Annotated in this window: 20 protein-coding genes; 10 read left to right on the plus strand and 10 right to left on the minus strand. The window is 60.7% G+C overall.

The genetic code is table 11. From position 1 onward, the window contains the following. Nucleotides 1-285: 285 nt before the first annotated feature. Nucleotides 286-1449: a M20 aminoacylase family protein gene (locus ACOWVD_RS03480; protein ID WP_421105450.1), complete on the plus strand. Its 1164-nt coding sequence runs from the start codon at nt 286-288 to the stop codon at nt 1447-1449. Nucleotides 1450-1479: 30 nt separating this feature from the next. Continuing rightward, nucleotides 1480-2790: an MFS transporter gene (locus ACOWVD_RS03485; RefSeq protein WP_197763510.1), complete on the plus strand. Its 1311-nt coding sequence runs from the start codon at nt 1480-1482 to the stop codon at nt 2788-2790. Nucleotides 2791-2864: 74 nt separating this feature from the next. Here ACOWVD_RS03485 and ACOWVD_RS03490 read toward each other — a convergent pair whose 3' ends face one another. Continuing rightward, nucleotides 2865-4799, minus strand: coding sequence for an exoribonuclease II (locus tag ACOWVD_RS03490; RefSeq protein WP_044031130.1), 1935 nt, complete (start codon nt 4797-4799; stop codon nt 2865-2867). A 185-nt stretch (nt 4800-4984) separates the two neighbouring features. Further along, nucleotides 4985-5512 (minus strand): lactoylglutathione lyase, encoded by a 528-nt coding sequence (gene gloA / locus ACOWVD_RS03495; RefSeq protein ID WP_015378023.1) that lies wholly within the window; start codon nt 5510-5512, stop codon nt 4985-4987. A 99-nt stretch (nt 5513-5611) separates the two neighbouring features. Between gloA and ACOWVD_RS03500 the strand changes: the two genes are divergently transcribed. Beyond that, nucleotides 5612-6466 carry a LysR family transcriptional regulator gene (locus ACOWVD_RS03500; RefSeq protein WP_049239773.1) on the plus strand — a complete coding sequence of 285 codons (855 nt, stop codon included), beginning with the start codon at nt 5612-5614 and terminating at the stop codon, nt 6464-6466. Between the two features lie 15 nt (nt 6467-6481). On the opposite strand, the gene ACOWVD_RS03505 is transcribed toward ACOWVD_RS03500, so the two are convergent. Continuing rightward, entirely contained in the window at nt 6482-8788 is a 2307-nt protein-coding gene (locus tag ACOWVD_RS03505) for an FdhF/YdeP family oxidoreductase (protein ID WP_049239774.1), read from the minus strand. Nucleotides 8789-9070: 282 nt separating this feature from the next. On the opposite strand from ACOWVD_RS03505, the gene dacD reads away from it, so the two are divergent. Further along, the gene (gene dacD / locus ACOWVD_RS03510) at nt 9071-10240 is read left to right on the plus strand and encodes a serine-type D-Ala-D-Ala carboxypeptidase DacD (protein ID WP_049239775.1); all 1170 of its coding nucleotides are present in this window, start codon (nt 9071-9073) and stop codon (nt 10238-10240) included. Between the two features lie 65 nt (nt 10241-10305). After that, the gene (locus tag ACOWVD_RS03515; RefSeq protein ID WP_197799142.1) at nt 10306-11211 is read left to right on the plus strand and encodes a LysR family transcriptional regulator; all 906 of its coding nucleotides are present in this window, start codon (nt 10306-10308) and stop codon (nt 11209-11211) included. A gap of 88 nt (nt 11212-11299) precedes the next feature. Here ACOWVD_RS03515 and ACOWVD_RS03520 read toward each other — a convergent pair whose 3' ends face one another. Further along, complete coding sequence (locus ACOWVD_RS03520; protein WP_421079825.1) at nt 11300-11848, minus strand: inclusion body family protein; 549 nt, start codon at nt 11846-11848, stop codon at nt 11300-11302. Nucleotides 11849-12309: 461 nt separating this feature from the next. After that, nucleotides 12310-13494 carry a CMD domain-containing protein gene (locus ACOWVD_RS03525; RefSeq protein WP_049239777.1) on the minus strand — a complete coding sequence of 395 codons (1185 nt, stop codon included), beginning with the start codon at nt 13492-13494 and terminating at the stop codon, nt 12310-12312. 17 nt (nt 13495-13511) lie between these two features. Between ACOWVD_RS03525 and ACOWVD_RS03530 the strand changes: the two genes are divergently transcribed. After that, the gene (locus ACOWVD_RS03530; protein WP_049239778.1) at nt 13512-13769 is read left to right on the plus strand and encodes a hypothetical protein; all 258 of its coding nucleotides are present in this window, start codon (nt 13512-13514) and stop codon (nt 13767-13769) included. 146 nt (nt 13770-13915) lie between these two features. Here ACOWVD_RS03530 and sapF read toward each other — a convergent pair whose 3' ends face one another. The 5 genes from sapF to sapA are packed head-to-tail and all read right to left on the minus strand — an operon-like array spanning nt 13916 to nt 19210. Next, nucleotides 13916-14728 carry a putrescine export ABC transporter ATP-binding protein SapF gene (gene sapF / locus ACOWVD_RS03535; protein ID WP_004930589.1) on the minus strand — a complete coding sequence of 271 codons (813 nt, stop codon included), beginning with the start codon at nt 14726-14728 and terminating at the stop codon, nt 13916-13918. Nucleotide 14729: 1 nt separating this feature from the next. Further along, on the minus strand, nt 14730-15722 hold the full coding sequence (sapD, locus tag ACOWVD_RS03540; protein ID WP_016927551.1) for a putrescine export ABC transporter ATP-binding protein SapD: 993 nt from the start codon (nt 15720-15722) through the stop codon (nt 14730-14732). Further along, on the minus strand, nt 15722-16612 hold the full coding sequence (gene sapC, locus ACOWVD_RS03545) for a putrescine export ABC transporter permease SapC (RefSeq protein WP_004930580.1): 891 nt from the start codon (nt 16610-16612) through the stop codon (nt 15722-15724). The genes sapD and sapC overlap by 1 nt, the downstream gene beginning before the upstream one ends. After that, nucleotides 16599-17564 carry a putrescine export ABC transporter permease SapB gene (gene sapB / locus ACOWVD_RS03550; protein ID WP_004930575.1) on the minus strand — a complete coding sequence of 322 codons (966 nt, stop codon included), beginning with the start codon at nt 17562-17564 and terminating at the stop codon, nt 16599-16601. The genes sapC and sapB overlap by 14 nt, the downstream gene beginning before the upstream one ends. Then, entirely contained in the window at nt 17561-19210 is a 1650-nt protein-coding gene (gene sapA, locus ACOWVD_RS03555) for an ABC transporter substrate-binding protein SapA (protein ID WP_049239779.1), read from the minus strand. Before sapA ends, sapB begins: the two co-directional genes overlap by 4 nt. A 204-nt stretch (nt 19211-19414) precedes the next feature. Between sapA and folE2 the strand changes: the two genes are divergently transcribed. The 4 genes from folE2 (at nt 19415) to ACOWVD_RS03575 (ending at nt 23434) form a co-directional block, all read left to right on the plus strand. Further along, nucleotides 19415-20341 carry a GTP cyclohydrolase FolE2 gene (folE2, locus tag ACOWVD_RS03560; RefSeq protein ID WP_049239780.1) on the plus strand — a complete coding sequence of 309 codons (927 nt, stop codon included), beginning with the start codon at nt 19415-19417 and terminating at the stop codon, nt 20339-20341. Continuing rightward, on the plus strand, nt 20331-20891 hold the full coding sequence (locus tag ACOWVD_RS03565; protein WP_049239781.1) for a carbonate dehydratase: 561 nt from the start codon (nt 20331-20333) through the stop codon (nt 20889-20891). Before folE2 ends, ACOWVD_RS03565 begins: the two co-directional genes overlap by 11 nt. Nucleotides 20892-20901: 10 nt before the next feature. After that, nucleotides 20902-22089: a zinc metallochaperone GTPase ZigA gene (gene zigA / locus ACOWVD_RS03570; RefSeq protein ID WP_015378013.1), complete on the plus strand. Its 1188-nt coding sequence runs from the start codon at nt 20902-20904 to the stop codon at nt 22087-22089. A 379-nt stretch (nt 22090-22468) separates the two neighbouring features. Next, nucleotides 22469-23434, plus strand: a complete 966-nt coding sequence (locus ACOWVD_RS03575) for an SDR family NAD(P)-dependent oxidoreductase (RefSeq protein ID WP_325994359.1) — start codon at nt 22469-22471, stop codon at nt 23432-23434.

A 23434-nucleotide genomic window follows, 5' to 3' on the forward strand; every position in this document is an offset into this window, starting at 1 on the left:
AGAAATGTGAAGCAGGTGGGGTTTTGGTGTAAAAACAAGGCGATGAAACGCCGTTGGCGCAGGCTGCCGCCCACGCATTTCCGAACAGATTTTCATTCTGCACTTTTACTGCGCATGCAGCGAATCATCGCCGTTTTTTATCTGGGTGCGGCGTTTGTCGGCTTATTATTTCATCTGTAGAGGTGTGCCGGAATAAAATGGCACGCATCGTGTTATACCTTTATTTTCATCCGCATGTTTATTCATTCATTAAATAAATAATAGGGAAAGAAAAGGGATTTAATTATGATAAATAAAGTTATTGAAGGGTATTTACCGCAGCTAACGGCCATTCGTCATGATATTCATCAGCACCCGGAGCTTGGCTTCGAGGAGTTTCGTACCAGCGATTTGGTGGCGGATTATCTGAGTTCGTGGGGGTATGAGGTGCACCGCGGATTGGCGGGCACCGGCGTCGTCGGTACGCTGCGGGTGGGTGACGGCGTGAAAAGCGTCGGGCTGCGCGCCGATATGGATGCGCTGCCGATCGAAGAAAACAACGGCAAATCCTGGAGCAGCAGCGTGCCCAACCGCATGCACGGTTGCGGCCACGACGGCCATACCACCATGTTGCTCGGCGCTGCGCGTTACCTGGCGCAAACCCGCCGCTTCAATGGCACGCTGCATCTGATTTTTCAGCCGGCGGAAGAGACGCTGGGCGGCGGCGCGTTGATGGTGGAGCAAGGGTTATTCGAACGCTTTCCCTGTGACGCCATCTTCGCCATGCACAACATGCCGGGTCTGCCGGTGGGCGAGTTTTTCTTCCGTCACGGCGCCTTTATGGCTTCGACGGACCAATTCGTCGTTACCGTGCAAGGCTGCGGTGGGCACGGCGCTATGCCGCATCTGACCGTCGATCCGGTGCTGGTGGCCTCGCATATCGTCGTCGCGCTGCAAAGCATCGTCTCGCGTAATACCGATCCGCTGGAGGCGGCGGTGATCACCGTCGGCAGCATTAAGGCCGGTGAGGCGGCCAATGTTATCCCGGACAGCGCGGAAATGCGGCTTAGCGTGCGATCGCTGGGGCGCGAGTGGCGAACCGAGCTGTTAACGCGCATTCCTGCGCTGATTCAGGCGCAGGCGCAAAGCTTCGGTGCCACGGCAATCGTGAACCACATCAACGGCGCTCCGGTATTGGTTAACGATGAGGCCATGACGCGCTTCGCGCATCAGGTGGCGCAGCAGCAGTTCGGCGCCGCGCGCGCGCACTACGGCGCCAAGCCGCTGATGGGCAGTGAAGATTTCACCTTCATGCTCGAGGCGCAGCCGCAGGGTTGTTATCTGCTGATCGGTAATGGCGACGGTGAAGGAAGCTGTATGGTGCATAACCCGGGATATGACTTTAACGATGAATGCCTGGCGGCGGGCAGCCATTATTGGGGAGCGCTGGTGGAAGCCTATTTAAAATAAACTAAAAGAATAATAACAGGGAAGGTCATAATGAGTGAAAATACGGCGGTGACGCAATCAGAAATAAATGCGCCGTCGAAGGCGGGTGGCAAGAAAGTGATATTTGCCGCCTCCTTCGGTAATGCACTGGAATTTTTCGACTTCGGCATTTATAACTTCTTCGTCATTTATATTAGTGTGCTGTTCTTTCCGCCGTCGAGCGATCCTAATCTGGCGTTGCTGCTGGCGTTCGCCACGTTCGGCGTCAGTTTTATTATGCGGCCTCTGGGCGGTATTTTGATCGGCGCTTATGCCGATCGCCGCGGACGCAAACCGGCGATGATCCTGACGATTTCACTGATGAGCCTGGGTACGGCGATGATCGGTTTTGCGCCGACCTACGCCAGCGCCGGCTATTGGGGAACCATCACGCTGGTGGTGGCGCGCCTGATCCAGGGCGTGGCGGCGGGCGGAGAGGTGGGGGCGTCGATGTCGTTGCTGGTGGAGTCGGCGCCGCCCAATCGGCGCGGCTTCTATTCCAGCTGGTCACTGGCGACGCAGGGCATTGCCAGCGTGATTGGCGGTGTGACAGCGCTGGGGTTGAGCGCCGCGCTGCCGCTGCTTTCGGGCGAACCGAACGCGATGGCTGAATGGGGCTGGCGCATTCCTTTCTTTATCGGCGTGGCGCTGGCGCCGCTCGGTTGCTGGCTGCGTCTCGGGCTGGAAAGCGACCGGCCGCCGGCGGAGCGTACCCATGAGGCGCCTGTACCGCTGCGCAAACATTCCCGGGCGGTGATGCTCGGCGTGATGTTGACCATCGGCGCCACCGTCGCGACCTATATCTCGATGTACTATCTGGGCACCTTTGCGGTTAAGTACCTGGGGATGGCGCAGACCTACGGGTATGCGGCGATGCTGCTGGCCGGGATTATCACCTTCGTCGGCAGCCTGCTGGTCGGGCATTGGTGCGATCGTTATGGCCGTCTGCCGCTGATCCGCTGGGCGCGGATCGCCATTTTGCTGCTGGCGTTGCCGGTTTTCTGGCTGTTGACGGTGGCGCCGCATCCGGCGGTGTTGCTGAGTGTGGTGGCGCTGATGGTTGGGCTAACGACGTTGGGGTCTGTTCCTACGCTGTTGATGATTTCCGAGCTGTTTCCGCAGCGCGTGCGCGCGCTGGGGTTTGCGTTGGTTTATAGCCTTGGCGTCGCAATCTTCGGCGGCTTTGCCCAATACATCGCTTCACAGTCGATCGTGCTCAGCGGTTCATTGTTAGCGCCCGCCGGCTATCTGATGTTGGCGACGCTGATCTCGCTGGCCGCGCTGCCGCTGTTGCGTGAAACCGGCGGCGATCCGCTGCGCTAGCAGACGCGGGGCGAAAAAAACGCCGGCGGTTCTCACCGCCGGCGTTTTGCGTTACGACCGTTTCAGGTTGGCGTTCAGGCCACAGGGCGGGCGATTACGCTGCGGGTTTCCATGCGCACTTCAGCGATGGTGACCTGCAAGGTGTCGCTCTGGCGGTAAACCACTTCACCTTTGATCTGCACGGTGCCGGTTTCCTGGCTGCACTGCATCTCGTCACGCACTGCGTGAATGAACGGCGCCGGGATGAAGGCAACCGCGCCGTTGTCCAGCAGGCGCACACGCAGGCCGCCGCGTGTCACGTCGATAATCTCGGCGTTGAAGCGGGTATCGGTACCGGCCTTGTCCTGCAGGAAGCGGGCGTACAGCCAGTCGCCGACGTCGCGTTCCGCCATGCGGTTCAGGCGGCGGCGTTCCGCCAGCTGCACCGTTACGTCATCCTGCGGTTTTTCGGCCGATTGCTGGTTGATGATTGCCTTCAGCAGGCGATGGTTGACCATGTCGCCGTATTTACGGATCGGCGATGTCCAGGTGGCGTAAGCCTCCAACCCCAGACCGAAGTGTGGCCCCGGCGTAGTGCTGATCTCGGCGAAGGTCTGGAAGCGGCGGATGCGGCTGTCGAGGAACTGGGTCGGCTGCGCATCCAGATGGCGGCGCAGTTCGCAGAAGCCCTCAAGGGTCAGCAGTTTTTCGGCTTCGGCTTCCACGCCGTTAGCCTGCAATACGGTGACCGCTTGCTCAACCAACGCGGGATCGAAACCGGTGTGCACGTTGTACACGCCGAAGCCCAGGCGATCGCGCAGCACGATGGCGGCGCAGACGTTGGCGGCGATCATGCACTCTTCAACGATACGGTTGGCGCTGCGGCGCTGCTCGGTGACGATCTCCAGCACGTCGCCTTTTTCACCCAACACGAAGCGGTAGTCCGGGCGATCTTTGAATACCAGCGCATGCTGGTGGCGCCAGGCGTTACGCGCGTCGCAAACGCGTTTCAACAGGGTGATCTGTTGTGCGATGGCGTCGCTCGGCGGCTGCCAGCCTGCAATGCCTTCCAGCCAGTCGGAGACTTCGTCGTACACCAGTTTGGCTTTGGATTCGATCTCGGCGGCGAAGAACTGAATATCGTCGCCCAGCGCGCCGTCGGCGGCGATGGTTACGCGGCAGGCCAGCACCTGGCGGCGCTCGTTAGGGCGCAGCGAACACAGGTTGTCCGACAGATCGCGCGGCAGCATCGGGATGTTGAAGCCCGGCAGGTAGTTGGTGAAGGCGCGCACGCGGGCGATATCGTCCAGCTTGCTGCCTTGCTCGACGTAGGCGGTCGGATCGGCGATGGCGATGGTCAACTGCAGCGAACCGTCACCGTTGTCGGTCACATACAGCGCATCGTCCATGTCTTCGGTGCTGGCGCTGTCGATGGTGACGAATTCAAGCGCGGTCAGGTCTTCACGCGTCAGCGCGGCGTCCGGCTCGCTGAGGGCCTGCATCTCCGGCGCTTCTTTTTCCAGATTGTGGCGTGCCAGCGTCACCCACCACGGGGCGAAATGGTCTTCACCGTCGGTGATAAACTGGGTCAGATCGGCGTTGAAGCCGCGATCGCCTTTCAGCGGGTGGCGACGCATTTCCGCCACCGCCCAGTCGCCGGCCTGGAAGTTGTGGGTCAGTTCACGCACCGGGCGGCACGGAATCGCCTCTTTCAGCAACGGATGATCGGGCACGATGGACAGACGATCGTCGCGCTTTTGCACGCGGCCGACAAAGCGCGACAGGAACGGCTCGACCAGGGTTTCCGGCTCGGCGATTTCGCGCTCTTTCTCGGTGTGCAGGGTGGCGATAATGCGATCCCCGTGCATGACTTTCTTCATGTACGGCGGTGGAATGAAGTAGCTTTTTTGACCGTCTACTTCAAGAAAGCCAAAGCCTTTCTCAGTCCCTTTCACGACGCCTTCAACGCGCGGGGTCTGAGAGTGAAGTTGCTGTTTAAGCTGCGCCAGCAGCGGGTTATCTTGAAACATATCGTCCAGTGAATGGGTTGTGAGTGGCAAGATTTGCGGCTGACAGTTTTACGCGAATCACCCGCTGCGAGCAAGCCTAACGTCACGGAACCCCGCGTTGCCGCGCGATTTTGCGCAAGAATGGTCAATCGAAGCGCTATCGACGAAAAACCCCGGCGCGAGGGCCGGGGTGAAGGAGGGGGCAATCAGTCCCGCAGCGGCGTCGGCTGCAGGATTTCAATCCAGTAATCGTCCGGATCGCGAATGAACGCCACGTAGTTCATGCGGCCTTCATGCAGGCGTTTCTGGAAGGTGACGCCCAGGCGCTCAAAACGCTCACAGGCGGCGCGCACGTCCGGCACCGTGACGCACAGGTGGCCAAAGCCGCGCGGCTCGCCGTTGCCGTTGTGGTAGTGGAAATCCGCCTGATTTTCGGTGCCGTGGTTATGGGTCAGTTCGAGAATGCCCGGTTGGCTCAGCGCCCAGCGTTTGCGTTCGTCGTCATCCTGCGGGATCTGCTCGCGCGGGCTGCGCGTCAGGTAGCAGATGGTGAAAGCGGCTTCTTCGAACGTTTCCAGATAGACAGGCGTAAAGCCCAGTACGCGGGTATAGAAATCCAGCGCCTTGGTCAGGTCCTTCACGCGGATCATGGTGTGGTTGAACACGTAACCATCGGTTACCGCGTCCGGTTGGGCCGCCACGCCGGGCAGCGTCAGTAGGTCATTCAGTGGCATCAGAGGTCCTCCTCAGGGTGTTGGCAGACTGTAGATGAAATCGATGCTAATCTAAAGTGATTGTTTTTAACTAAAACACTAACTAAAAATGAATGATAAATGAAGCTGAGTCAGCTGAAGTTTTTCTGTACCGTGGTGGAGCATAAAACCATCGCCGCCGCCGCCCGCGAGCTGCACTGCGTGCCTTCCAACGTCACGCTGCGGCTGCGCGAGCTGGAGGAGTCGCTGGGTGGCGAACTGTTTTTTCGCGACAAGAACCGGCTGTACGTCAATCCCAAAGGCCGGTTGTTCTACCAGCAGGCGCGCGACATCGTGGCGCAGGCTGAGCGCAGCAAGCAACTGTTCGCCGGCGAGTACCAGCACGGGCTGCTGAACCTCGGGGCGCTGGATTTCTCGCTGGTCAGCCATTTGCCGGCGCGCATCGCCCGGCTGCGCCGTTTACAACCCCATCTGCAGATCAACGTGCTCAGCCGCGATTCATTGGTGCTGGAGCGCATGCTGATCGACAGTACTCTCGATCTGGCGATCACCGACGGCCCGATTGAACATCCGTTGCTGGCCAGCCAAAAGGCGTTTGACGAGCGGCTGGTGCTGCTGATGCCGGCCGACGCCGGGCAACCCGACGCCGCTATCCTGGCGGCGCTGGAGTTTTACACCTTCAGCCGCGAATGCTCGTTCCGCCTGAAGGTCGATCACTGGCTGGCCTCGCGCGGGCTGAAGCCGCGCATGACGCTGGAAATGGAATCTTATGCCGCGATGGCGGCCTGCGTGCAAGCCGGTTGCGGCGTCGCCTGCGTGCCTGGCTCTTTGCTGCCGCAGATCTTGCCGGCGCCGGGGCTGAAGGTGGTGGAAATGGGCGAGGAGGGCGTGAGCGATCTCTACTTCGTCTGGCGCAGGCATCAGCTGTCTGACGAATTGCAGACCATCCTGGAGATATTGGCGCGCCCGGCGTGAACCGGGCGCGCGTTTTCAGGCAATACGCAGCGAGGGTTGCTGCTCGCTGCGGCGAATCACCACCGGGATAGACTTCGACGTCGGGGTGCCGGTGCCGTCGCCGAAGCTCGCCAGCGGCACCAGCGGGTTGGTTTCCGGATAGTAGGCCGCCAGGTTGCCACGCGGAATGTCGTAACTCACCAGCTTGAAGCCGTCCACCTTGCGCACCACGCCGTCGTTCCACAGGGTTTCTATCTCTACCCGTTCGCCATCCTGCAGGCCCAGCGCCGCCAGATCTTCCGGATGGATGAACAACACTTCGCGCTGCCCGTAAACGCCGCGGTAGCGGTCATCCAGGCCATAGATGGTGGTGTTGTACTGATCGTGCGAACGCAGGGTTTGCAGGGTAAACGGCGCTTGCTCGTCGCCCAGCTGCGGGAACAGGGTCGCCGGCAGCGCGGCGGCGCTGAATTCCGCCTTGCCGCTTGGCGTGGCGAAGCGCAGTTCGGCGGCGGCGTTGCCCAGGTAGAACCCGCCGGGCTGGTCGCAGCGCCGGTTGAAATCCTCGAAGCCGGGAATGGTGGCGGCGATATGATCGCGGATCAGCGAGTAGTCGTCGGCCAACTCCAGCCAGTCCAGCTGCTGCGTGCCCAGCACCGCGTCGGCAATGCCGCAAACGATCGCGGTTTCCGAACGTTGCGTATCCGCCAGCGGTTTGCCGATGCCTTCCGAAGCGTGAACCATGCTGAAAGAATCTTCGACCGTGATGTACTGCGAGCCGCTGGCCTGCATATCCAGCTCGGTGCGGCCCAGCGTTGGCAGGATCAACGCGTCTTTGCCGGTCACCAGGTGGCTGCGGTTAAGTTTGGTGCTGATGTGTACCGTCAAATCGCAGTTGCGCAGGGCGCGGGCGGTGCGCTCGGTGTCCGGCGCTGCGGCGGCCAGATTGCCGCCCAGCGCGATCAGCACTTTCACTTCGCCGCGCAGCATCGCTTCGATCGCTTCCACCGTGTTGTGGCCCAGCGCGCGATTGGCGGTGAAGTTAAAGTGGCGTTCCAGGCTGTCGAGCAGCGCCTTCGGCGACTTCTCATCGATCCCCATGGTGCGGTTGCCCTGGACGTTGCTGTGGCCGCGTACCGGGCACAGACCGGCGCCCGGTTTGCCCAGTTGCCCGAACAGCAGCTGCAGGTTGGTGATTTCGCGCACCGTCGCGATAGAGTGTTTATGCTGCGTCACGCCCATCGCCCAGGTGCAGATCACCCGTTCGGCGCCCTGGTAGGTGGCCGCCGCCTGGCGCAATTGCGCTTCGCTCAGGCCCGATTGCGCGGTGATGGTCTGCCACTCGGTGGCGTCCACCTGCGCCAGATAAGCCTCTACGCCGACGCTGTGCCGTTCGATAAACGCCAGGTCAAACAGGGGGGGCTCACCGGCGGCGAGGCGCTGACGGTGGGTTTCCAGCAGGGCTTTCACCATGCCGCGCACCGCCGCCATATCGCCACCCAGATTCGGCTGGTAATAGGAAGAGCTGATCGGCGAGGATTTTGGCGTCAGCATCTGCACCGGATCCTGCGGATCGGCGAACCTTTCCAGCCCACGTTCGCGCAGGGTGTTAAAGCTGACGATGCGCGCGCCGCGTCGGGCGGCGTTTTTCAGGCTGTGCAGCATGCGCGGGTGGTTGGTGCCGGGGTTTTGACCGAACACGAAGATGGCATCGGCCTTTTCGAAGTCATCGATGCGGATGGTGCCTTTGCCGACGCCGATGCTCTGCTTCAGCCCAACGCCGCTCGCCTCGTGGCACATATTGGAACAGTCGGGGAAGTTGCTGGTGCCGAGCATGCGGCCAAACAGCTGATAAAGGTACGACGCTTCGTTGCTGGCGCGGCCCGAGGTATACAGCTCGATCTGGTTCGGGTTGTCCATGCCGTTGATGTGTTTGGCGATCAGCGCCAGCGCGTCCGGCCAATGGATAGGCTCATAGTGGTCGGTTTCGGCGTTGTAGCGCATCGGATGGGTGAGGCGCCCCTGATACTCGAGGAAATAGTCGCTCTGCTGCTGCAGGGTGCTGACGCTGTGGGCGGCGAAGAACTCAGGCTCCACGGCGCTGCGCGTCGCTTCCCAACTGACCGCTTTGGCGCCGTTTTCGCAAAAGCTGAAGGTGCTGTGGTTGTCGTCGCCCCAGGCGCAACCGGGGCAGTCGAAGCCGCGCGCCTTGTTGACGCGCATCAGGTTGCGCATGTTTTTTAGCGTTTGTTTACTGTCGAGGACAAAGCGGGTGGTGGCTTCAAGCGAACCCCAGCCGCCCGCCGGGCCGGTATAAGGCTTGATTGACGGTTTGAATTTCATGGTGACACTTCGCAGGTGGTTGTAGCTAAAAAGTAAACGCTTTTTTATGCGTTTTGCGTATTTATGTCACAAGTTTAGGAGCGCGGCAGGCGGGCGTCTAATCGAATGGGGCAATGGCGGCATAGAGCATATCTATCGCAGATGTTTGTTGACCTAAACAAATGGTTGCATAAAGACACCCGCTGCAAAAGAGTAATGGTTTCGTCTGAAAGTGAATTCATGCAGTCTATCTCACGGATTACATTGGAATTTTATTTAGCCTGCGGGCCTGAGGAACACAGCGTGAAGCGTTCAGTATCAGTAGTGATCGGCGGTATCTTACTGCCTTTGGCGGCGCAGGCGGCGGAAACGGTGTCCCATTTTCCCGCCATGACTCCGCCGGCGATAGACGCCGCCTCTTACGTGTTGATGGATTACACCACTGGCCAGGTGTTGGCCGCCGGCAATGCCGACGAGCGGCGCAATCCGGCCAGCCTGACCAAACTGATGACTGGGTTGGTGATCGACCATGCGCTCGACCAGCATAAGATTGGCCTCGACGATGTCGTCACCGTGGGGAAAGACGCCTGGGCGCAGGGCAACCCGGTGTTCAAAGGATCCTCGCTGATGTTTCTGAAACCCGGTGACAGGGTCACGGTGCGCGATCTCAGCCGCGGCATCATCATTGATTCCGGCAACGACGCGTGCGTGGCGATGGCGGACTATGTCGCCGGCAGTCAGGCCAACTTCGTCAAGCTGATGAATGAGAAGAGCGCCCAGTTGGGATTGCAGAACACCCATTTTGAGACGGTGCACGGGCTGGATGCGCCAGGGCAGTTCACCACCGCCGGCGATCTGGCGGTGATCGCGCGCGCCATCATCATGAGCGAGCCGGCGGAATACCACATGTACAGCGAGAAATCGCTGACGTGGAACGGCATCACGCAGCAGAACCGCAACGGCCTGCTGTGGGATAAGACTCTGCACGTCGACGGCCTGAAAACCGGGCACACCGCCTCGGCCGGCTTCAACATCATCGCCTCCGCCACCGAAGGAGATCGCCGCCTGATCGCCGTGGTGATGGGCGGCAAAAGTTCCAAAGGCCGCGAGGAACAGGCGCGTAAGCTGTTGACGTGGGGGCTGCGCGACTTTACCACCGTACACCTGTTCAGCGCCGGCCAGAGCCTGGGGGAAGAGCCGGTCTGGTACGGCGAAAGCCACCGCTTGCCGGTCGGCAGCGCGCAGGACCAGACGCTCAGCCTGCCGAAAAGCGAGGCGGACAAGCTGAAGGCGCAGTACGTGATCAATGCCGCGCGGCTGGAAGCGCCGGTCAACAAAGGACAAACCGTTGGCGAGATCCGCATCAGCGATAATGGCCAGGTGGTGAAAACCCTGCCGCTGGTGGCGCTGCAGGCGGTGCCGCAGGGCGGCGTGTTCTCACGCCTGATGGATTACATGAAGCTGAAGCTCTGACTCACCGGGCGAGCGACGACGCCCGGTGGTATACTGAGCGCGAATGCCGATCATTGAGCCGCGCTATGGATATTAAACAACTGATTTATTTGTGTAATTTAGAACGGGAACGCCACTTCGGCCGGGCGGCGGAGGCCAGCTTCGTCAGCCAGCCGACGCTGTCCATGCGATTGAAAAATCTGGAAAAAGAGCTGGGCGTTTCGCTGATTAACCGCGGCAACCATTTCGGCGGTTTTACCGCCGAAGGCGAGCGGGTGCTGGCGTGGGCGCGTGAGATCGTCTCGGTTTACCAAGGGCTGAAGCTGGAGGTGGAGTCGCTCAAGCACGGTTTGCACGGCACGTTGCGCCTTGGCGTGGTGCCGCAGTGCAGCATCTCGGTGGCGGAAATGCTCAAGGCGGTCAGCGAGCGTTATCCCCATCTTGATTACCGGCTGGCGGTGCTGAGCGCCGATCAATTGCTGGAGGCGTTGACGGCGCATACCGTCGACATCGGCATCGGCTTTTTCGAGCTGTCGACGCTGAAGGAACTGCATTTTCAATCACAACCGCTGGTGGAAACCGGCGTAGAGCTGGTATTTCATCCGCAACACTTCCCTAAGCTGGTGGGCGACACGCCGTTGCCGCTGGAGGCGGTGGCCGCCTTGCCGCTGTGCCTGGCCGAGCCGACGCGGTATTTCCGCCGCTATCTCGATCAGCATTTCCGCGACGCCGGGTTGACGCTGCACACGCGGCTGGAGACTGCCTCGATCTTCCAACTGCTCGAGGGCATTTTCGTCGGCTTGGGCTGCGGACTGTTTCCGCGCGGCCAGCTGCAATCGCCGCTGATGCCGGCGTTGCAGCGCCGTCCGGTGGCCATCGGCGCCATGCCGCGTCATGCGGCGGTGGTGGTCGATATGTCGGAGCGCGCCACGCCGTTGGCGCAGAAGTTTTTCGATGCCGCCAGCGAGTGGTTGCGGCGGCAAAAAGAATAGAGACGTTTATGTTTATCCTATGTTCCCGCCATGATTATGGCCCTACGGGGCCATAATCATGTTTTCTCTAACGGCCGATGAAATCATGTTAATTACTGATGGTAATGGTCGGATCCCAATAGAAATAACCCAGTAATTTCTGATCGCCGCCGTTTGGCCGATAATAAAGGCCAAATTGGATGCAATAGTTTTCCGTGCCGGTATTGGTAATGTCCGCCTGTATAAACCAATAGGTTTGGTTGGTGAAGCTGACGGGGAATACGGTATTTTGCGCCGGCATCATCGAGCTGCGGGTATACATTTTGAAGGTCGGGTTGGAGAAAACCTGGTTGCCGCTGCCGAACTGCGGCAGCCCGTAGATCAGCACGCTGGCGTCGAAATTGGCGGATTCCGAGGTGCCGGTCCAGCGAATGACATCGCCGACATTGGCCTTAAAGTTCAGGTCCGCCGTGCCGGAGCCGCCGATCACCTGTTCGGAGGTGACGACCATATAGGCGTATTGATGGCCAATGCCCGTCGGGTTGCCGGCGTCCTGGCTGGGGTTGTTATTCTCGAATGCTTCTATCAGGGCATCGGTATCGATGACGACAATCACGTTAACGATACTGTTGCTGGATTTAAGTTCTTGTTCAGACATAGGGTTACCTCACAATATTTTTTTGCTGTGATAGAAAATTAAAATAATGGGAATAACGGCGAGCGTTTATCTTTGTTGAATATTTAAAAGGGGTCATCACAACGCCGCTATCGGCTTAATCATAGAAACTAAATAGCAAGACGACCACTGCTGAAAGGTTAGGGGTGTTAATGAGTTCATCTATTAATTAGCAGGGTTAAAACCTTGTTTTACTGCTTATGCGATGAGGACGGTTACAGAATTGAGCGATGGCGCAATCTGCCTATTACTTTGTTTGCAGACATAATTTTGACGAACCCTGTTTTTCGCCGATGGTAGAACAAAACGAATCATAATCCTGATAAATGAAGTGTGTTTGGATTTTTGCTTTATCAATTTATATTTTGGTGAAGTTTTTCGCCGAAACAGAGAAGGGTGAGTTAACGGCGAAGGACGCTAGCCGTCAACTCAGTGATGACAGATCACGGCGCCGGTTGTGCCGGTTCCGCATCGCCCAGCGTTTGGCGCAGGCGATTTTCCCAGGCGTAGAGCGCGGCGGTGAGGATCACCTCCAGCGCCTGCGCCTGATTCAGGCCGCTGTTGAACAACGGCTGCACGCTCTGCGGGGTAAATTTCTCCGGTGCGCGCGTCAGTTCGGCGGCGGTGTGGATCACCGCGCGTTTGACGGCATCCTCGGTAAATGCCAGCCCCTGAGGCAGCCCGGCGAACAGCGCCTGGGCCAGTCCGTCGTCCTGGAGTTCTTGTGTCACCGTGGATGCGCAATAGTGGCTGCCGTTGATGCGCGAGACCGCCAGCGTCGCCAGCGCCTTCAGGCGGCTCGATAACCCATATCCTTCGGCATTGATGCCGTTGAACACCCCGTTACGCTCGCGCAGTGCGGCGGCATTGTGCGCCAACAGCAGATAATAAGATTCGGCGCGCGCCTGCGGGTGACTCTGATCCAGCACGTCAAGCTGTTCGGCGGCGGCGGCTTCGGTGTCGATTGGCGGCAGACGCGCGGTCCAGCTTAACTCTTCGGCACTGAACGCGACGCCATCGGCGTCTTCGACGTTAGGGAAGCCGGGCACCACCACCGCCGGCCGGCCGGCCAACGCCGCGACGCCCGCGACCACGCGCGCCTGATAGCTGACAAAACCGATGATTTGCGAAAAGGTGACGATATCCGCCGGGCTCAGCCCGACGTCGGCGAGCTGTTGCAGCGCCTTGCGGCAAATCAGCGTGGGTTGGCTGGCAAGCTGGCGGGCATATTGGGTGATCTGAGCGAGGCGGATATTGCTTTCCCGGGAGGCGTCCGGGCTGTGCAGCGGGGCGAGGCGAGCGGCGTAGTGGCTACAAAGCGATTGCACACCCGTCACCTGAGCGACGGTCAACGCGGTGCTGAGGCGATCGTAGGGTGACAATGTCACGTATCGTGACAGCGGCACCTGGTCGGGAAACAGCGCGTGGTAACCGGCCAACGAGGCGCTGAACACGCCGGCGCGAGCGCTGAGCGCACTGTTTAAGGCTTCATCGGCGAAGGCGCCCAGCCCCAGCAGAAAACGGTCACGCAGGGTAGCCGCCTGAGGCTCCAGCGGCGCATCGCCCCGCACGCTGCTTTGGGTTTCGTGATACCACTGGGCATTATGTTGTCGACGGAGTCGTTCCATAGGGTCAATCCTTAATCATGATCAACAGCCAACGCTGCGTACGGCAGCGGCGGCTGGACAAAGAGGCAACATGCCCGCAGGCGGGGCGAAAGGCGGATTTAGCGCAGCTCATCGCAGCACAGCGCGTGGCCGTAAACAGAAAAACCGGCGGCCAAGGTGAGCAGAAACTGCGTAAGGCGGCGATGGCGAAGGCTGTTCATCAGTGCGATATCCTGTCGTATGAGAAGTGCAACGTAGGGGATATCCTCACCGATCGTCCTGGCGAGATAAAATAATGTTACGGACTAATCAATAACTGAAAGGAATAAAATATAAGGATATATAACAAGAATGTAATTTGCATGTGCGCTTTCTCGCTAAGCGGCAGGCGCGCAAGGCGATAAAAAACCCGCCGCAGCGGGTTTGTAGGTGAAGGCGTGACTCAGAAGCGGCCGCCGTCGCGCCGCCAGGCATCGGCGGTCAGCGCTTCGCCGAAGTGGCTGGCGATAAGGCGCTTGGTCAATTCGTGCAGCGGCGCCGCCAACACCTCCGCGGTGCTGCCGCGTTCGACGATTTCCCCTTCGTGCATCACCAGCACCTGGTCGCTGATATGCTTCATCATGCCGAGGTGCTGGGTGACGTAGATATAGGAAATACCGTGTTTTTCCTGCAGCTCCAGCATCAGGTTGATGATTTGCGAGCGCATCGACATGTCCAGCGAGGCCAGCGCCTCATCGGCGACGATCACCTTCGGTTGCAGGATCAGCGCGCGCGCCAGCGCGACGCGCTGTTTTTGCCCGGAGGCCAGCATGTGCGGATAGTAGTAGGCGTGATCCGGCAGCATGCCGACTTGGCGCAGCGTCTGGTTGATACGCTGCTCGCGCTCGGCAGGCTCAAGATCGGTGTTCAGCCGCAGCGGCGCGTCCAGCAGCTGGCCGATGCGCTGGCGCGGGTTGAGCGAGGTGCTCGGATCCTGAAAAATCATGCGAATGCGCTGGCTGCGGTAGCGATAGTCGCCGAATTCCAGCGGATGATCGTCGATCAACAGTTCGCCGGCGGTCGGCTCCACCATGCCGGAGAGCATCTTCGCCAGCGTGGATTTGCCGGAGCCGTTCTCGCCGATCACCGCCAGCGTCTGGCCTTCGCGCAGGGTAAAGCTGACCGATTTCACCGCCTCAACGTGCTGGCGGCGGAACAGCCCGGTGCGGTAGCGGTAGGTTTTGCTCAGGTTGCGCACTTCCAACAGCGTTTCCATGTTATTGCTCCTCCATGTTCAGCGGGAAGTGGCAGGCGAAGAAGTGGTTTTTGACCGGGCGCAGGCGCGGCGTTTCGATGCACTTCTTCTGCGCGTAAGGGCAGCGCGGCCCCAGGCGGCAGCCGATCGGCAGGTGCTCCAGCGAAGGAATGGCGCCCGGCAGCGTATTCAACCGGCTTTTGTGCGGCAGCGAGCGGCCGAAGTCCGGCATGGCGCGGATCAGCGCCTGGGTGTAAGGGTGGTGCGGCGCCGCCAGCAACTCTTCGCACTGGGCGCTCTCCACCGTTTGCCCGCAGTACAGCACGTTCACCCGATCGGCCCACTTGCTCATCATCTGCAGGTCGTGGCTGATCAGCAGAATGGTGGTGTTGTTGTTCTGGTTGAGGCGCGCCAACAGGCGGAAAATCTGCGCCTGCGTGGTCGGTTCCATGGCGTTGGTCGGCTCATCGGCGATCAGCAGGCGCGGTTGGTTGGCCAGCGCGATGGCGATCATCACTTTCTGGCACTCGCCTTCCGTCAGCTCGTACGGGAAGCTGCCCATGATGTCGTCATGATCCTTGATGCCGACGCGGTGCAGCAACTCGATGGCGCGGCGTTTGCGCCAGTTGAAGCGCTGCCACCAGTGGCCCTTGTAGGTCCAGCCCGGGATGGCCTGCGCCAGCTGGCGGCCGATGCTCTCGGAAGGGTCGAGACAGGACTGCGGCTCCTGGAAGATCATTGAGACGTTGTGGCCCACTAGCTTGCGCCGCTCGCGCGGGCTCAGCTGCAGCAGATCGATGTCGTCGAAGCGGAAACGATCGGCGGTGACACGCCAGTTGTCTTTGGTCACGCCGCAGATGGCTTTGGCGATCAGACTCTTGCCGGAGCCCGATTCGCCCACCAGGCCGCGCACCTCACCCTCGGTCAGCGTCATGCTGACGCGATCGACCGCCTTGACCGGCCCTTCGGCGGTCATAAATTCAATCGTCAGATTGCGGATATCAAGTAACGGCATTATTCCACCCCGGCATTGATTGCGCGGCGCATACCGTCGCCCAACAGGTTAACCAGCAGCACGCTGACGAGGATGGCCGCGCCGGGCAGCATCACCGTCCAGGGCGCGACGTACACCAGCTCGAGCGAATCGCCGAGCATCGCTCCCCATTCAGGAGAAGGCAACTGCGCGCCGAGATCGAGGAAGCCGAGCGCGGCGATATCCAAAATAGCCATCGACAGCGCGCGGGTGAATTCGGTCACCAGCACCGCCGCGATGTTCGGCATGACCGCATACCACAGGATCTGCAGCGTGGAAGCGCCGTCAAGCCGCGCCGCCACCACGTACTCTTTCTCCAGCTCATCATGCACCGCGCTGTAGATGGTGCGCACCATGCGCGGCAGCAGAGCCAGCCACACCGCCAGCATGGCGTGTTCCAGTTTGGGGCCGATAAACGCCACCACCACGATCGCCAGCAGCAGCGACGGAATCGACAGCAGGGTATCGAGAATGTGGTTAAGCACCGCCGAGCGCAGCCCGTGGGTGACGCCGGCGAACACGCCGAGGATCACCCCGCAGAACGCCGCGGCCAGCGTCACCGCCAGCGCGGAACCGAAGGTGGCGGCGGTGCCGGTCAACAGGCGGCTGAGGATGTCGCGCCCGAGATCGTCGGTGCCGAGAAAGAACGACACGTTGCCGTAGCGCGACCAGGACGGCGGCAGCAGTTGATAGCCGAGGAACTGCTGATCCAGCGCATAGGGCGCCAGCAGGCTGCCGAACAGCGACAGCAGCAGCAGGGCGATCACGCCGTAAAAACCGATCATCGCCAGCGCGTCGCCGTAGAAAATCCGCCAGGTGTAGCGCAGCGGGCTCGGCATCTTTTTCTCGCGGTATACGTTATCGAAGGGCATACCATTCCTTATGTTTCAGCGGGTTGGTTGCCGCACCCAGAATGTCGGCCAGAACGTTAATGGTGATCACCAGCGTGCCGACCACCATCACGCCGGCGGAGATCGCCGCATAGTCCTGCTGGCGAATGGCGTTGATCAGCCACCGGCCGAGGCCCGGCCAGCTGAATACCACTTCGGTGATCATCGCCAGCGTAAGCATGGTGGAGAACTGCAGCCCCAGTTTGGGCACGATCGGCGGCAGCGCGTTGTGCAACACGTGGCGACGAATGATGGTAAAGCGCGACAGGCCGCGGGTGGCGGCGGCCTTGATGTAGTTTTGGCTCAGCACGTCGTCGGTGCTGATGCGCATCAGCCGCACCACTTCGGTGGTGGGCGCCACCGCCAGCGCGGCGATCGGCAGGATCATGTGGCGCAGCGCGCTGCCGATCATCTCGGCGCGGTACGGCGAGTCCGACAGCCAGGCGTCGATCAGCGCGAAACCGGTGATGGGTTTCACCTGATACAGCAGATCGAAACGGCCGGAAACCGGCAGCCAGCCCAGATGCAACGAGAAGAACAGCATCAGCAGCAGCGCCAGCCAGAACACCGGCATCGAAAAGCCCAGCAGCGCGAAGGTGCTGATGGCGGTGTCCTGCCACTTGCCGCGCAGCACGCCGGCGATGATGCCCAGCGGAATGCCGATGAACAGCGCCAGGGCGAAGGCCAGCAGGCACAGTTCCATGGTGGCCGGGAACACTTCGCGCAGCTGTTCGCTGATCGCCTGGCCGTTGATGCTGGAGACGCCGAAGTCCCAGTGCAGCAGGCTGACGAAGTAGAACTGATAGGCGTCCAGCAGGGCGGCGCCGTTCAGCGGCGCGCGCGGCGTGAAATAGCTCAGGCTGAAGCTGACCAGCGTCAGGAAGAACAGCGTGATCAGCAGCAGCAGAATGCGGCGCAGGGTAAAGATAATCACTTTTTCACCTCCGGCGCGGATTCACGGTACACCCCGGCGAACGAGGCGTTGCCGAACGGGCTCAGCACCAATCCCTTGATGTCGTAACGATAGGCCTGCAGGCGCAGGGAAGACGCCAGCGGCAGCACCGGCAATTGCTGCTCGAGGATTTTCTGCGCCTTGCGGTAGTTGTCGATGCGCTGAGACAGCTGCTGCGACAGCAGCGCGTTCTGCAGCACTTCGTCAAAGCCCGGATCACACCAGTGAGCATAGTTGGTTTGCGAACGGATTGCCGCGCAGCTCAGCAGCGGCCGGAAGAAGCTGTCCGGATCGTTGCTGTCGGTGGCCCAGCCGGTCAGGGTCAGATCGTGGTTCATCTCCATCAGGCGCGCTTCCTGGAAACGGCCCTCCACCGGCACGATGGTGACGTTGATGCCCACCTGGCCGAGATCGGCCTGGATCAGTTCGGCGGTTTTCAGCGGGCTCGGGTTGTAAGACTGCGAGGCGGTCGGCACCCACAGCTTCAGGTTCAGCTGGCTGACGCCGGCCTGCCGCAGCATCTCGCGAGATTTGGCCGGATCGTACTCGGTGACGTGCGCGTCGTTGTCGTAGGCCCAGGAGGCGCGCGGCAGGATCGAGGCGGCGGTTTCCGCCGTGCCGTAATAGATCGACTGCATCAACCGCTGGTTGTTGATCGCCAGCGAGATCGCCTGGCGCACGTTGAGGTTGTCGAGCGGCGGTTTGCGGGTGTTGAACGCCAGATAGGCGATGTTCATCCCCGGACGCAGCGTCAGGCGCAGGCGCGGATCGTCGCGTAGAATCGACAGCTGGCTGGCCGCCGGATAGGCCAGTACGTCGCACTCGCCGGTCAGCAGCTTGGAGAGGCGGCCCGTGCCGCCGGCGCCCAGATCGATCACCACCTGCGGCATGCGCGGCAGGCCCTTCCAGTAGGCGGCGTTGCGCGCCAGGCGAATATATTGCCCCGAGCGGTATTCGTTGAGCAGGAACGGGCCGCTGCCGACCGGCTCGCGATCGATCAGCTCCTGATGGCCTTCGCGCGTCAGCGCGTCGGCGTATTCGGCGGACAATACCGGCGCATAATGAGTCGCCAGGTGCCACAGGAACGAGGCGTCGGGCGACTGCAGGCGAATTTCCACCGTGTAGTCGTCGAGCTTTCTCACGCTCTGCACCGAATCGCCGAACTGCAGGCTGTCGAAATAGGGGTATTCGCCGCCGTTCACGTCGTGATACGGGTGTTTTTGATCGAATACGCGGGCAAAGCTGAACACCACGTCGTCGGCGTTCATCTTGCGGGTGGGCGTGAACCAAGCGGTGGTCTGGAACGGCACGTCCTTGCGCAAATGGAAGCGGTAGGTGGCGCCGTTATCCAGCACTTCCCAGCTTTGCGCCAGCTCGGGGATCAGGCGATAGGTGTAGGGATCGACGTCCAGCAGGCGATCGTACAGCTGGGCGGCCAGGGTATCCACCGTCAGGCCGCTGCTGGCCATTTGCGGGTTGAAGGTATTCAGTATGCCGCTGACGCAATAAACAAAGCCGCTTTGGCGAATGTCCGGCAGCGGCGCCGCGGCGGGCGCGGGCGGTGTTGTCGCGGCCAGGGCAGAGCCCGTCAGGCACAACGACAGTATCCAAAAGGGTAAACCACGCATAGAGGCTCATGGGTTAATCAGCAATAGCGTTAGTGTATCGCACTCTGACCAGCAGCCCAATCCATTGAGCAAAATCGCTGAGTTTTCTGCGACTTGATTAATCAGCCCGTTCAGCGGCAAGAAAAAAGTTTTTTATGTTATGTTATAATATAACAAAATCATGTTACCGTTCCCCGGCAAAGTCACCATAACGCAAGGGGATGTATGAACGAAGTTGCACTTCCACCACGCCGTTCGCTGCCGGACGCTCAGGCATGGCGCGGCGAAATGAGTGATGTCGGGCTCGATTGGGTCGGGATGCAAGGGATCGCGCTGCCGCTGGAGCTGGCCGGCAAGCCATTGATGGCGAAGGTCGACGCCGGTATCAACCTGCGCGCCGAAGCGGCGGGGGAACGCGGCATTCACATGTCGCGGCTGTATCTGGCGCTGGACGAGTTGACGCAGGGAGAGCTGACGCCACAGCGCATCGGTCGGACGTTGCAGGCCTTTTTGGCTTCGCAGCCGGAACACAGCGATCGCGCCAGCCTGACGCTCAGCGGCGAGCTGTTGCTGTCGCGCCCGGCGCTGCTGTCGCCGCAGCGCGGCTGGAAAGCCTATCCGCTGCGCATCGAGGCCACCCTGACGGACACGCTGACGCTGGCGCTGACCGTCGGCGTGCCTTATTCCTCCACCTGCCCGAGTTCAGCGGCGCTCAGCCGCCAGCTGGCGCAGCAACAGTTCCAGTTTGATTTTGAACAGGAGGCGGAGCGGGTCAGCCAGCGGCAGGTGAGCGAGTGGCTGTTGGAGCAGGGAATGCCGGCCACCCCCCACAGCCAGCGCAGCTGGGCCTGGATCACAGTAACGCCCGAGAATGAACGGGCGTTCGAACCGGTAAAACTGATCGACCGCATCGAACACGCGCTGGGCACGCCAGTGCAAACGCTGGTGAAACGCCGCGACGAGCAGGCCTTCGCGCTGGCCAACGGTCAGAACCTGATGTTTTGCGAGGATGCGGCGCGGCGCCTGTACCGCATGCTGCGCAGCCAGTGCGACTACCGCGCTTTCTCGCTGCGCGTTGAACATCAGGAGAGCCTGCATGCCCACAATGCGGTGGCGGAGCTGAGTTGGCGGGGAGAACACCATGCTGCGTAAAAATCCCAGCGGTCATCTGCCGCAGGTCTCGCCGCTGGCCTACATCGATCCCACCGCCATTATTTGCGGTCGGGTGATCGTTGAAGATTTCGTTTACGTCGGCCCGTATGCGGTGATCCGCGCCGACGAGTTGAACGCCGCCGGCGACATGGAGCCGATCGTCATCGGCTCGCACTCCAATATTCAGGATGGCGTGGTGATCCACTCCAAGAGCGGGGCGGCGGTGACCATCGGCCGTTACAGCTCGATCGCCCACCGCGCCATCGTGCACGGCCCGTGTCGCATCGGCGATCGGGTGTTTATCGGTTTCAACAGCGTGCTGTTCAACTGCCACGTTCAGTCCGGCTGCGTGGTGCGCTACAACGCGGTGGTGGACGGCGTGACGCTGCCGGAAAACCGCTATATCCCCTCGACCGAACGCGTGGGGCCGGACAGCGATCTGTCGCGCTATCGCCAGGTCGATCGCGGCGCGCTGCAGTTTTCGGAAGAAGTGGCCGCCACCAACGTCGAACTGGTGCGCGGTTACCAGGCATTACGCAATGAATTTTAATGAGGTCCCCATGAAACAACTTCCCGTGACCGTGCTTTCCGGCTTCCTCGGCGCCGGCAAGACCACGGTGCTGAACCATATCCTGAACAACCGGCAGGGCATGCGCGTGGCGGTGATTGTTAACGACATGAGCGAAGTGAACATTGACGCCGCGCTGGTGGAGAATGAAGTGCATCTCGATCGCCAGGAAGAGAAGCTGGTGGAGATGAGCAACGGCTGCATCTGCTGCACGCTGCGCGAAGACCTGCTGGTGTCGGTGCGCGAACTGGCGCAGGAGGGGCGTTTCGATTACCTGTTGATCGAATCGAGCGGCATCTCGGAGCCGCTGCCGGTGGCGGAAACCTTTACCTTTGAGGATGAAACGGGCGAAAGCCTGTCCCAATTCGCCCGGCTGGATACGCTGGTGACGGTGGTCGACGGGGTGAATTTCATTCAGCAATACCAGCAGGCGCAAAGCCTGCAGGAAGCCGGCCAAAGCCTGGGCGAGGACGATCTGCGCAGCGTGGCGGACCTGTTGATTGAGCAAATTGAATTTTGCGACGTGATCCTGGTCAGCAAGACCGATCTGTTGACGCCAACGCAGCAGGGCGAAGTGATGGCGCTGCTGGCCAGCCTGAATCCCGACGCCCGCATTGTGCCGATCGCGCCGGGCAAACTGCCTCTGGAGGCGGTGCTGAATACCGGCAGCTTCAGCTTTGAAAAGGCGCAGCAGGCGCCCGGCTGGCTGAAAGAGCTGCGCGGCGAACACGTGCCGGAAACGGAAAGCTACGGCATCAGCAGCTTTGTCTATCAGGCGCGGCGGCCGTTTGCGCCGGACAAGTTCTACCGCGTGATCAACGGCGACTGGGGCGGCGGCAAGCTGCTGCGCTCGAAAGGCTTCTTCTGGCTGGCGACGCGGCCGCGGCAGGCCGGGCAGTGGAGCCAGGCCGGCGGCATCGCCCATTACGGCCTGGCGGGCACCTTTTGGCGCGCGATCCCGCAAGATAATTGGCCGCAGGATCCGCAAACGCGGGCGCATATTCAGGAGAAATGGGTGGAGCCGTTCGGCGACATGCGCCAGGAGTTGGTGTTTATCGGCCAGCACTTGCAACAGGCGGCGATCGTGCGTCTGCTGGACGACTGCCTGCTGAACGACGACGAAATGGCCGCTGGCGTGGACTATTGGCTGGACATGGCGGACCCGTTCCCTGAGTGGTAATTGCGCAATCTTCGTGTGGTAATGAGAAAAATTCTCAACAAAGTGCTTTACAGACGATACTGATAACTATTATCATCGCCTGGCAGTTCACGGAAGGCCACAGTTTGCGGCTCTGATGTGGAAGGCACGACATTGCTCACATTGCTTCCAGTGTTTTTTAAGCCAGCTCGGGTGCTGGCTTTTTTTTTGCCTGTCTCAGACCGGAAACCTCGCCTGGCGAGCCGCCATGCTCCACTTTCTTCTTTTTTCGCCGCGTAACCTGGACGATCTCGACAGAAGTTCGGGGTTTCATGCATTCACAGTCCCGTGACGGAATTTCATACTCCTTCTCATCGACGCGCCGGCTGCGTTTGGCCGGCCACTGTTAACCGTGAGGAGCATGCCTGTGATTACCCAACAAACCCCCATCAAGTCAGGATTCGGGCCCAAAACGACCGCCGGTGAGGTGCTCGCGGGCCAGGATCTGTCAGGCACGCTGGCCATCGTCACCGGTGGCTATTCAGGCCTCGGTCTGGAGACGACGCTGGCGCTGGCCGACGCCGGCGCACGGGTTATCGTCGCTTGCCGGGCACCGGCGGCAGCCAAAGCGGTGTTAGGGCAGAGCGCCGGCGTCGAGATCGCCGAACTCGATCTCGCCGATTTGAACAGCGTGCGTCGTTTCGCTGCAGACTTTACCGCATCGAGCCTACGGGCGGATATCGTCATCAACAACGCCGGGGTGATGGCATGCCCGGAGGCGCGGGTGGGGCACGGTTGGGAAAGGCAGTTCGCCACCAACCATCTCGGCCACTATGCGCTGACCAATTTGCTGTGGCCGACCATTGCCGATGGCGGGCGGGTGGTCACTGTCTCCTCCGCCGGGCATCACCATTCGGCGATCCGCTGGGAAGATGTGCAGTTCGAACGCGGTTATGACAAGTGGCTGGCGTACGGTCAGTCGAAGACGGCGAATGCCCTGTTCGCCGTCCGGTTGGATCTTCTGGGCCGCTCGCGGGGGATCCGCGCATTTAGCCTGCATCCGGGCAGCATCGCCACGCCGCTGCAGCGGCACATATCGAGAGCAGAGATGATAGCCCTGGGCTGGATGGACGAAGACGGCAACCCGGCCGATCCCGATGCCCTTAAAACGCCTCAACAGGGGGCTGCTACGCAGGTGTGGGCCGCCACCTCACCGCAGTTGCAGGGATTGGGGGGCCTCTACTGCGAGGATGGCGATATTGCCGGCATAGCCGTCCACGACAGTCAGGCGCTGGTCGGCGTGAAGGAATACGCGATCGACCCGGAACAGGCGCAGCGTCTGTGGGCGCTTTCGGCATCGCTGACCGGCATTGATGCCTTTGCCTGA

This window comes from Serratia sp. SA088 (assembly GCF_049065515.1).
Taxonomy (GTDB): Bacteria; Pseudomonadota; Gammaproteobacteria; order Enterobacterales; family Enterobacteriaceae; genus Serratia; species Serratia nematodiphila.

Excerpts from the sequence above, each read along its gene's own strand:
- ACOWVD_RS03480 (WP_421105450.1), top strand. The coding sequence starts at position 286 with ATGATAAATAAAGTTATTGAAGGGTATTTACCGCAGCTAACGGCCATT.
- ACOWVD_RS03485 (WP_197763510.1), top strand. The coding sequence starts at position 1,480 with ATGAGTGAAAATACGGCGGTGACGCAATCAGAAATAAATGCGCCGTCG.
- ACOWVD_RS03490 (WP_044031130.1), bottom strand. The coding sequence starts at position 4,799 with ATGTTTCAAGATAACCCGCTGCTGGCGCAGCTTAAACAGCAACTTCAC.
- gloA (WP_015378023.1), bottom strand. The coding sequence starts at position 5,512 with ATGCCACTGAATGACCTACTGACGCTGCCCGGCGTGGCGGCCCAACCG.
- ACOWVD_RS03500 (WP_049239773.1), top strand. The coding sequence starts at position 5,612 with ATGAAGCTGAGTCAGCTGAAGTTTTTCTGTACCGTGGTGGAGCATAAA.
- ACOWVD_RS03505 (WP_049239774.1), bottom strand. The coding sequence starts at position 8,788 with ATGAAATTCAAACCGTCAATCAAGCCTTATACCGGCCCGGCGGGCGGC.
- ACOWVD_RS03515 (WP_197799142.1), top strand. The coding sequence starts at position 10,306 with ATGGATATTAAACAACTGATTTATTTGTGTAATTTAGAACGGGAACGC.
- ACOWVD_RS03520 (WP_421079825.1), bottom strand. The coding sequence starts at position 11,848 with ATGTCTGAACAAGAACTTAAATCCAGCAACAGTATCGTTAACGTGATT.
- ACOWVD_RS03525 (WP_049239777.1), bottom strand. The coding sequence starts at position 13,494 with ATGGAACGACTCCGTCGACAACATAATGCCCAGTGGTATCACGAAACC.
- ACOWVD_RS03530 (WP_049239778.1), top strand. The coding sequence starts at position 13,512 with ATGATCAACAGCCAACGCTGCGTACGGCAGCGGCGGCTGGACAAAGAG.
- sapF (WP_004930589.1), bottom strand. The coding sequence starts at position 14,728 with ATGGAAACGCTGTTGGAAGTGCGCAACCTGAGCAAAACCTACCGCTAC.
- sapD (WP_016927551.1), bottom strand. The coding sequence starts at position 15,722 with ATGCCGTTACTTGATATCCGCAATCTGACGATTGAATTTATGACCGCC.
- sapC (WP_004930580.1), bottom strand. The coding sequence starts at position 16,612 with ATGCCCTTCGATAACGTATACCGCGAGAAAAAGATGCCGAGCCCGCTG.
- sapA (WP_049239779.1), bottom strand. The coding sequence starts at position 19,210 with ATGCGTGGTTTACCCTTTTGGATACTGTCGTTGTGCCTGACGGGCTCT.
- folE2 (WP_049239780.1), top strand. The coding sequence starts at position 19,415 with ATGAACGAAGTTGCACTTCCACCACGCCGTTCGCTGCCGGACGCTCAG.
- ACOWVD_RS03565 (WP_049239781.1), top strand. The coding sequence starts at position 20,331 with ATGCTGCGTAAAAATCCCAGCGGTCATCTGCCGCAGGTCTCGCCGCTG.
- zigA (WP_015378013.1), top strand. The coding sequence starts at position 20,902 with ATGAAACAACTTCCCGTGACCGTGCTTTCCGGCTTCCTCGGCGCCGGC.
- ACOWVD_RS03575 (WP_325994359.1), top strand. The coding sequence starts at position 22,469 with ATGCCTGTGATTACCCAACAAACCCCCATCAAGTCAGGATTCGGGCCC.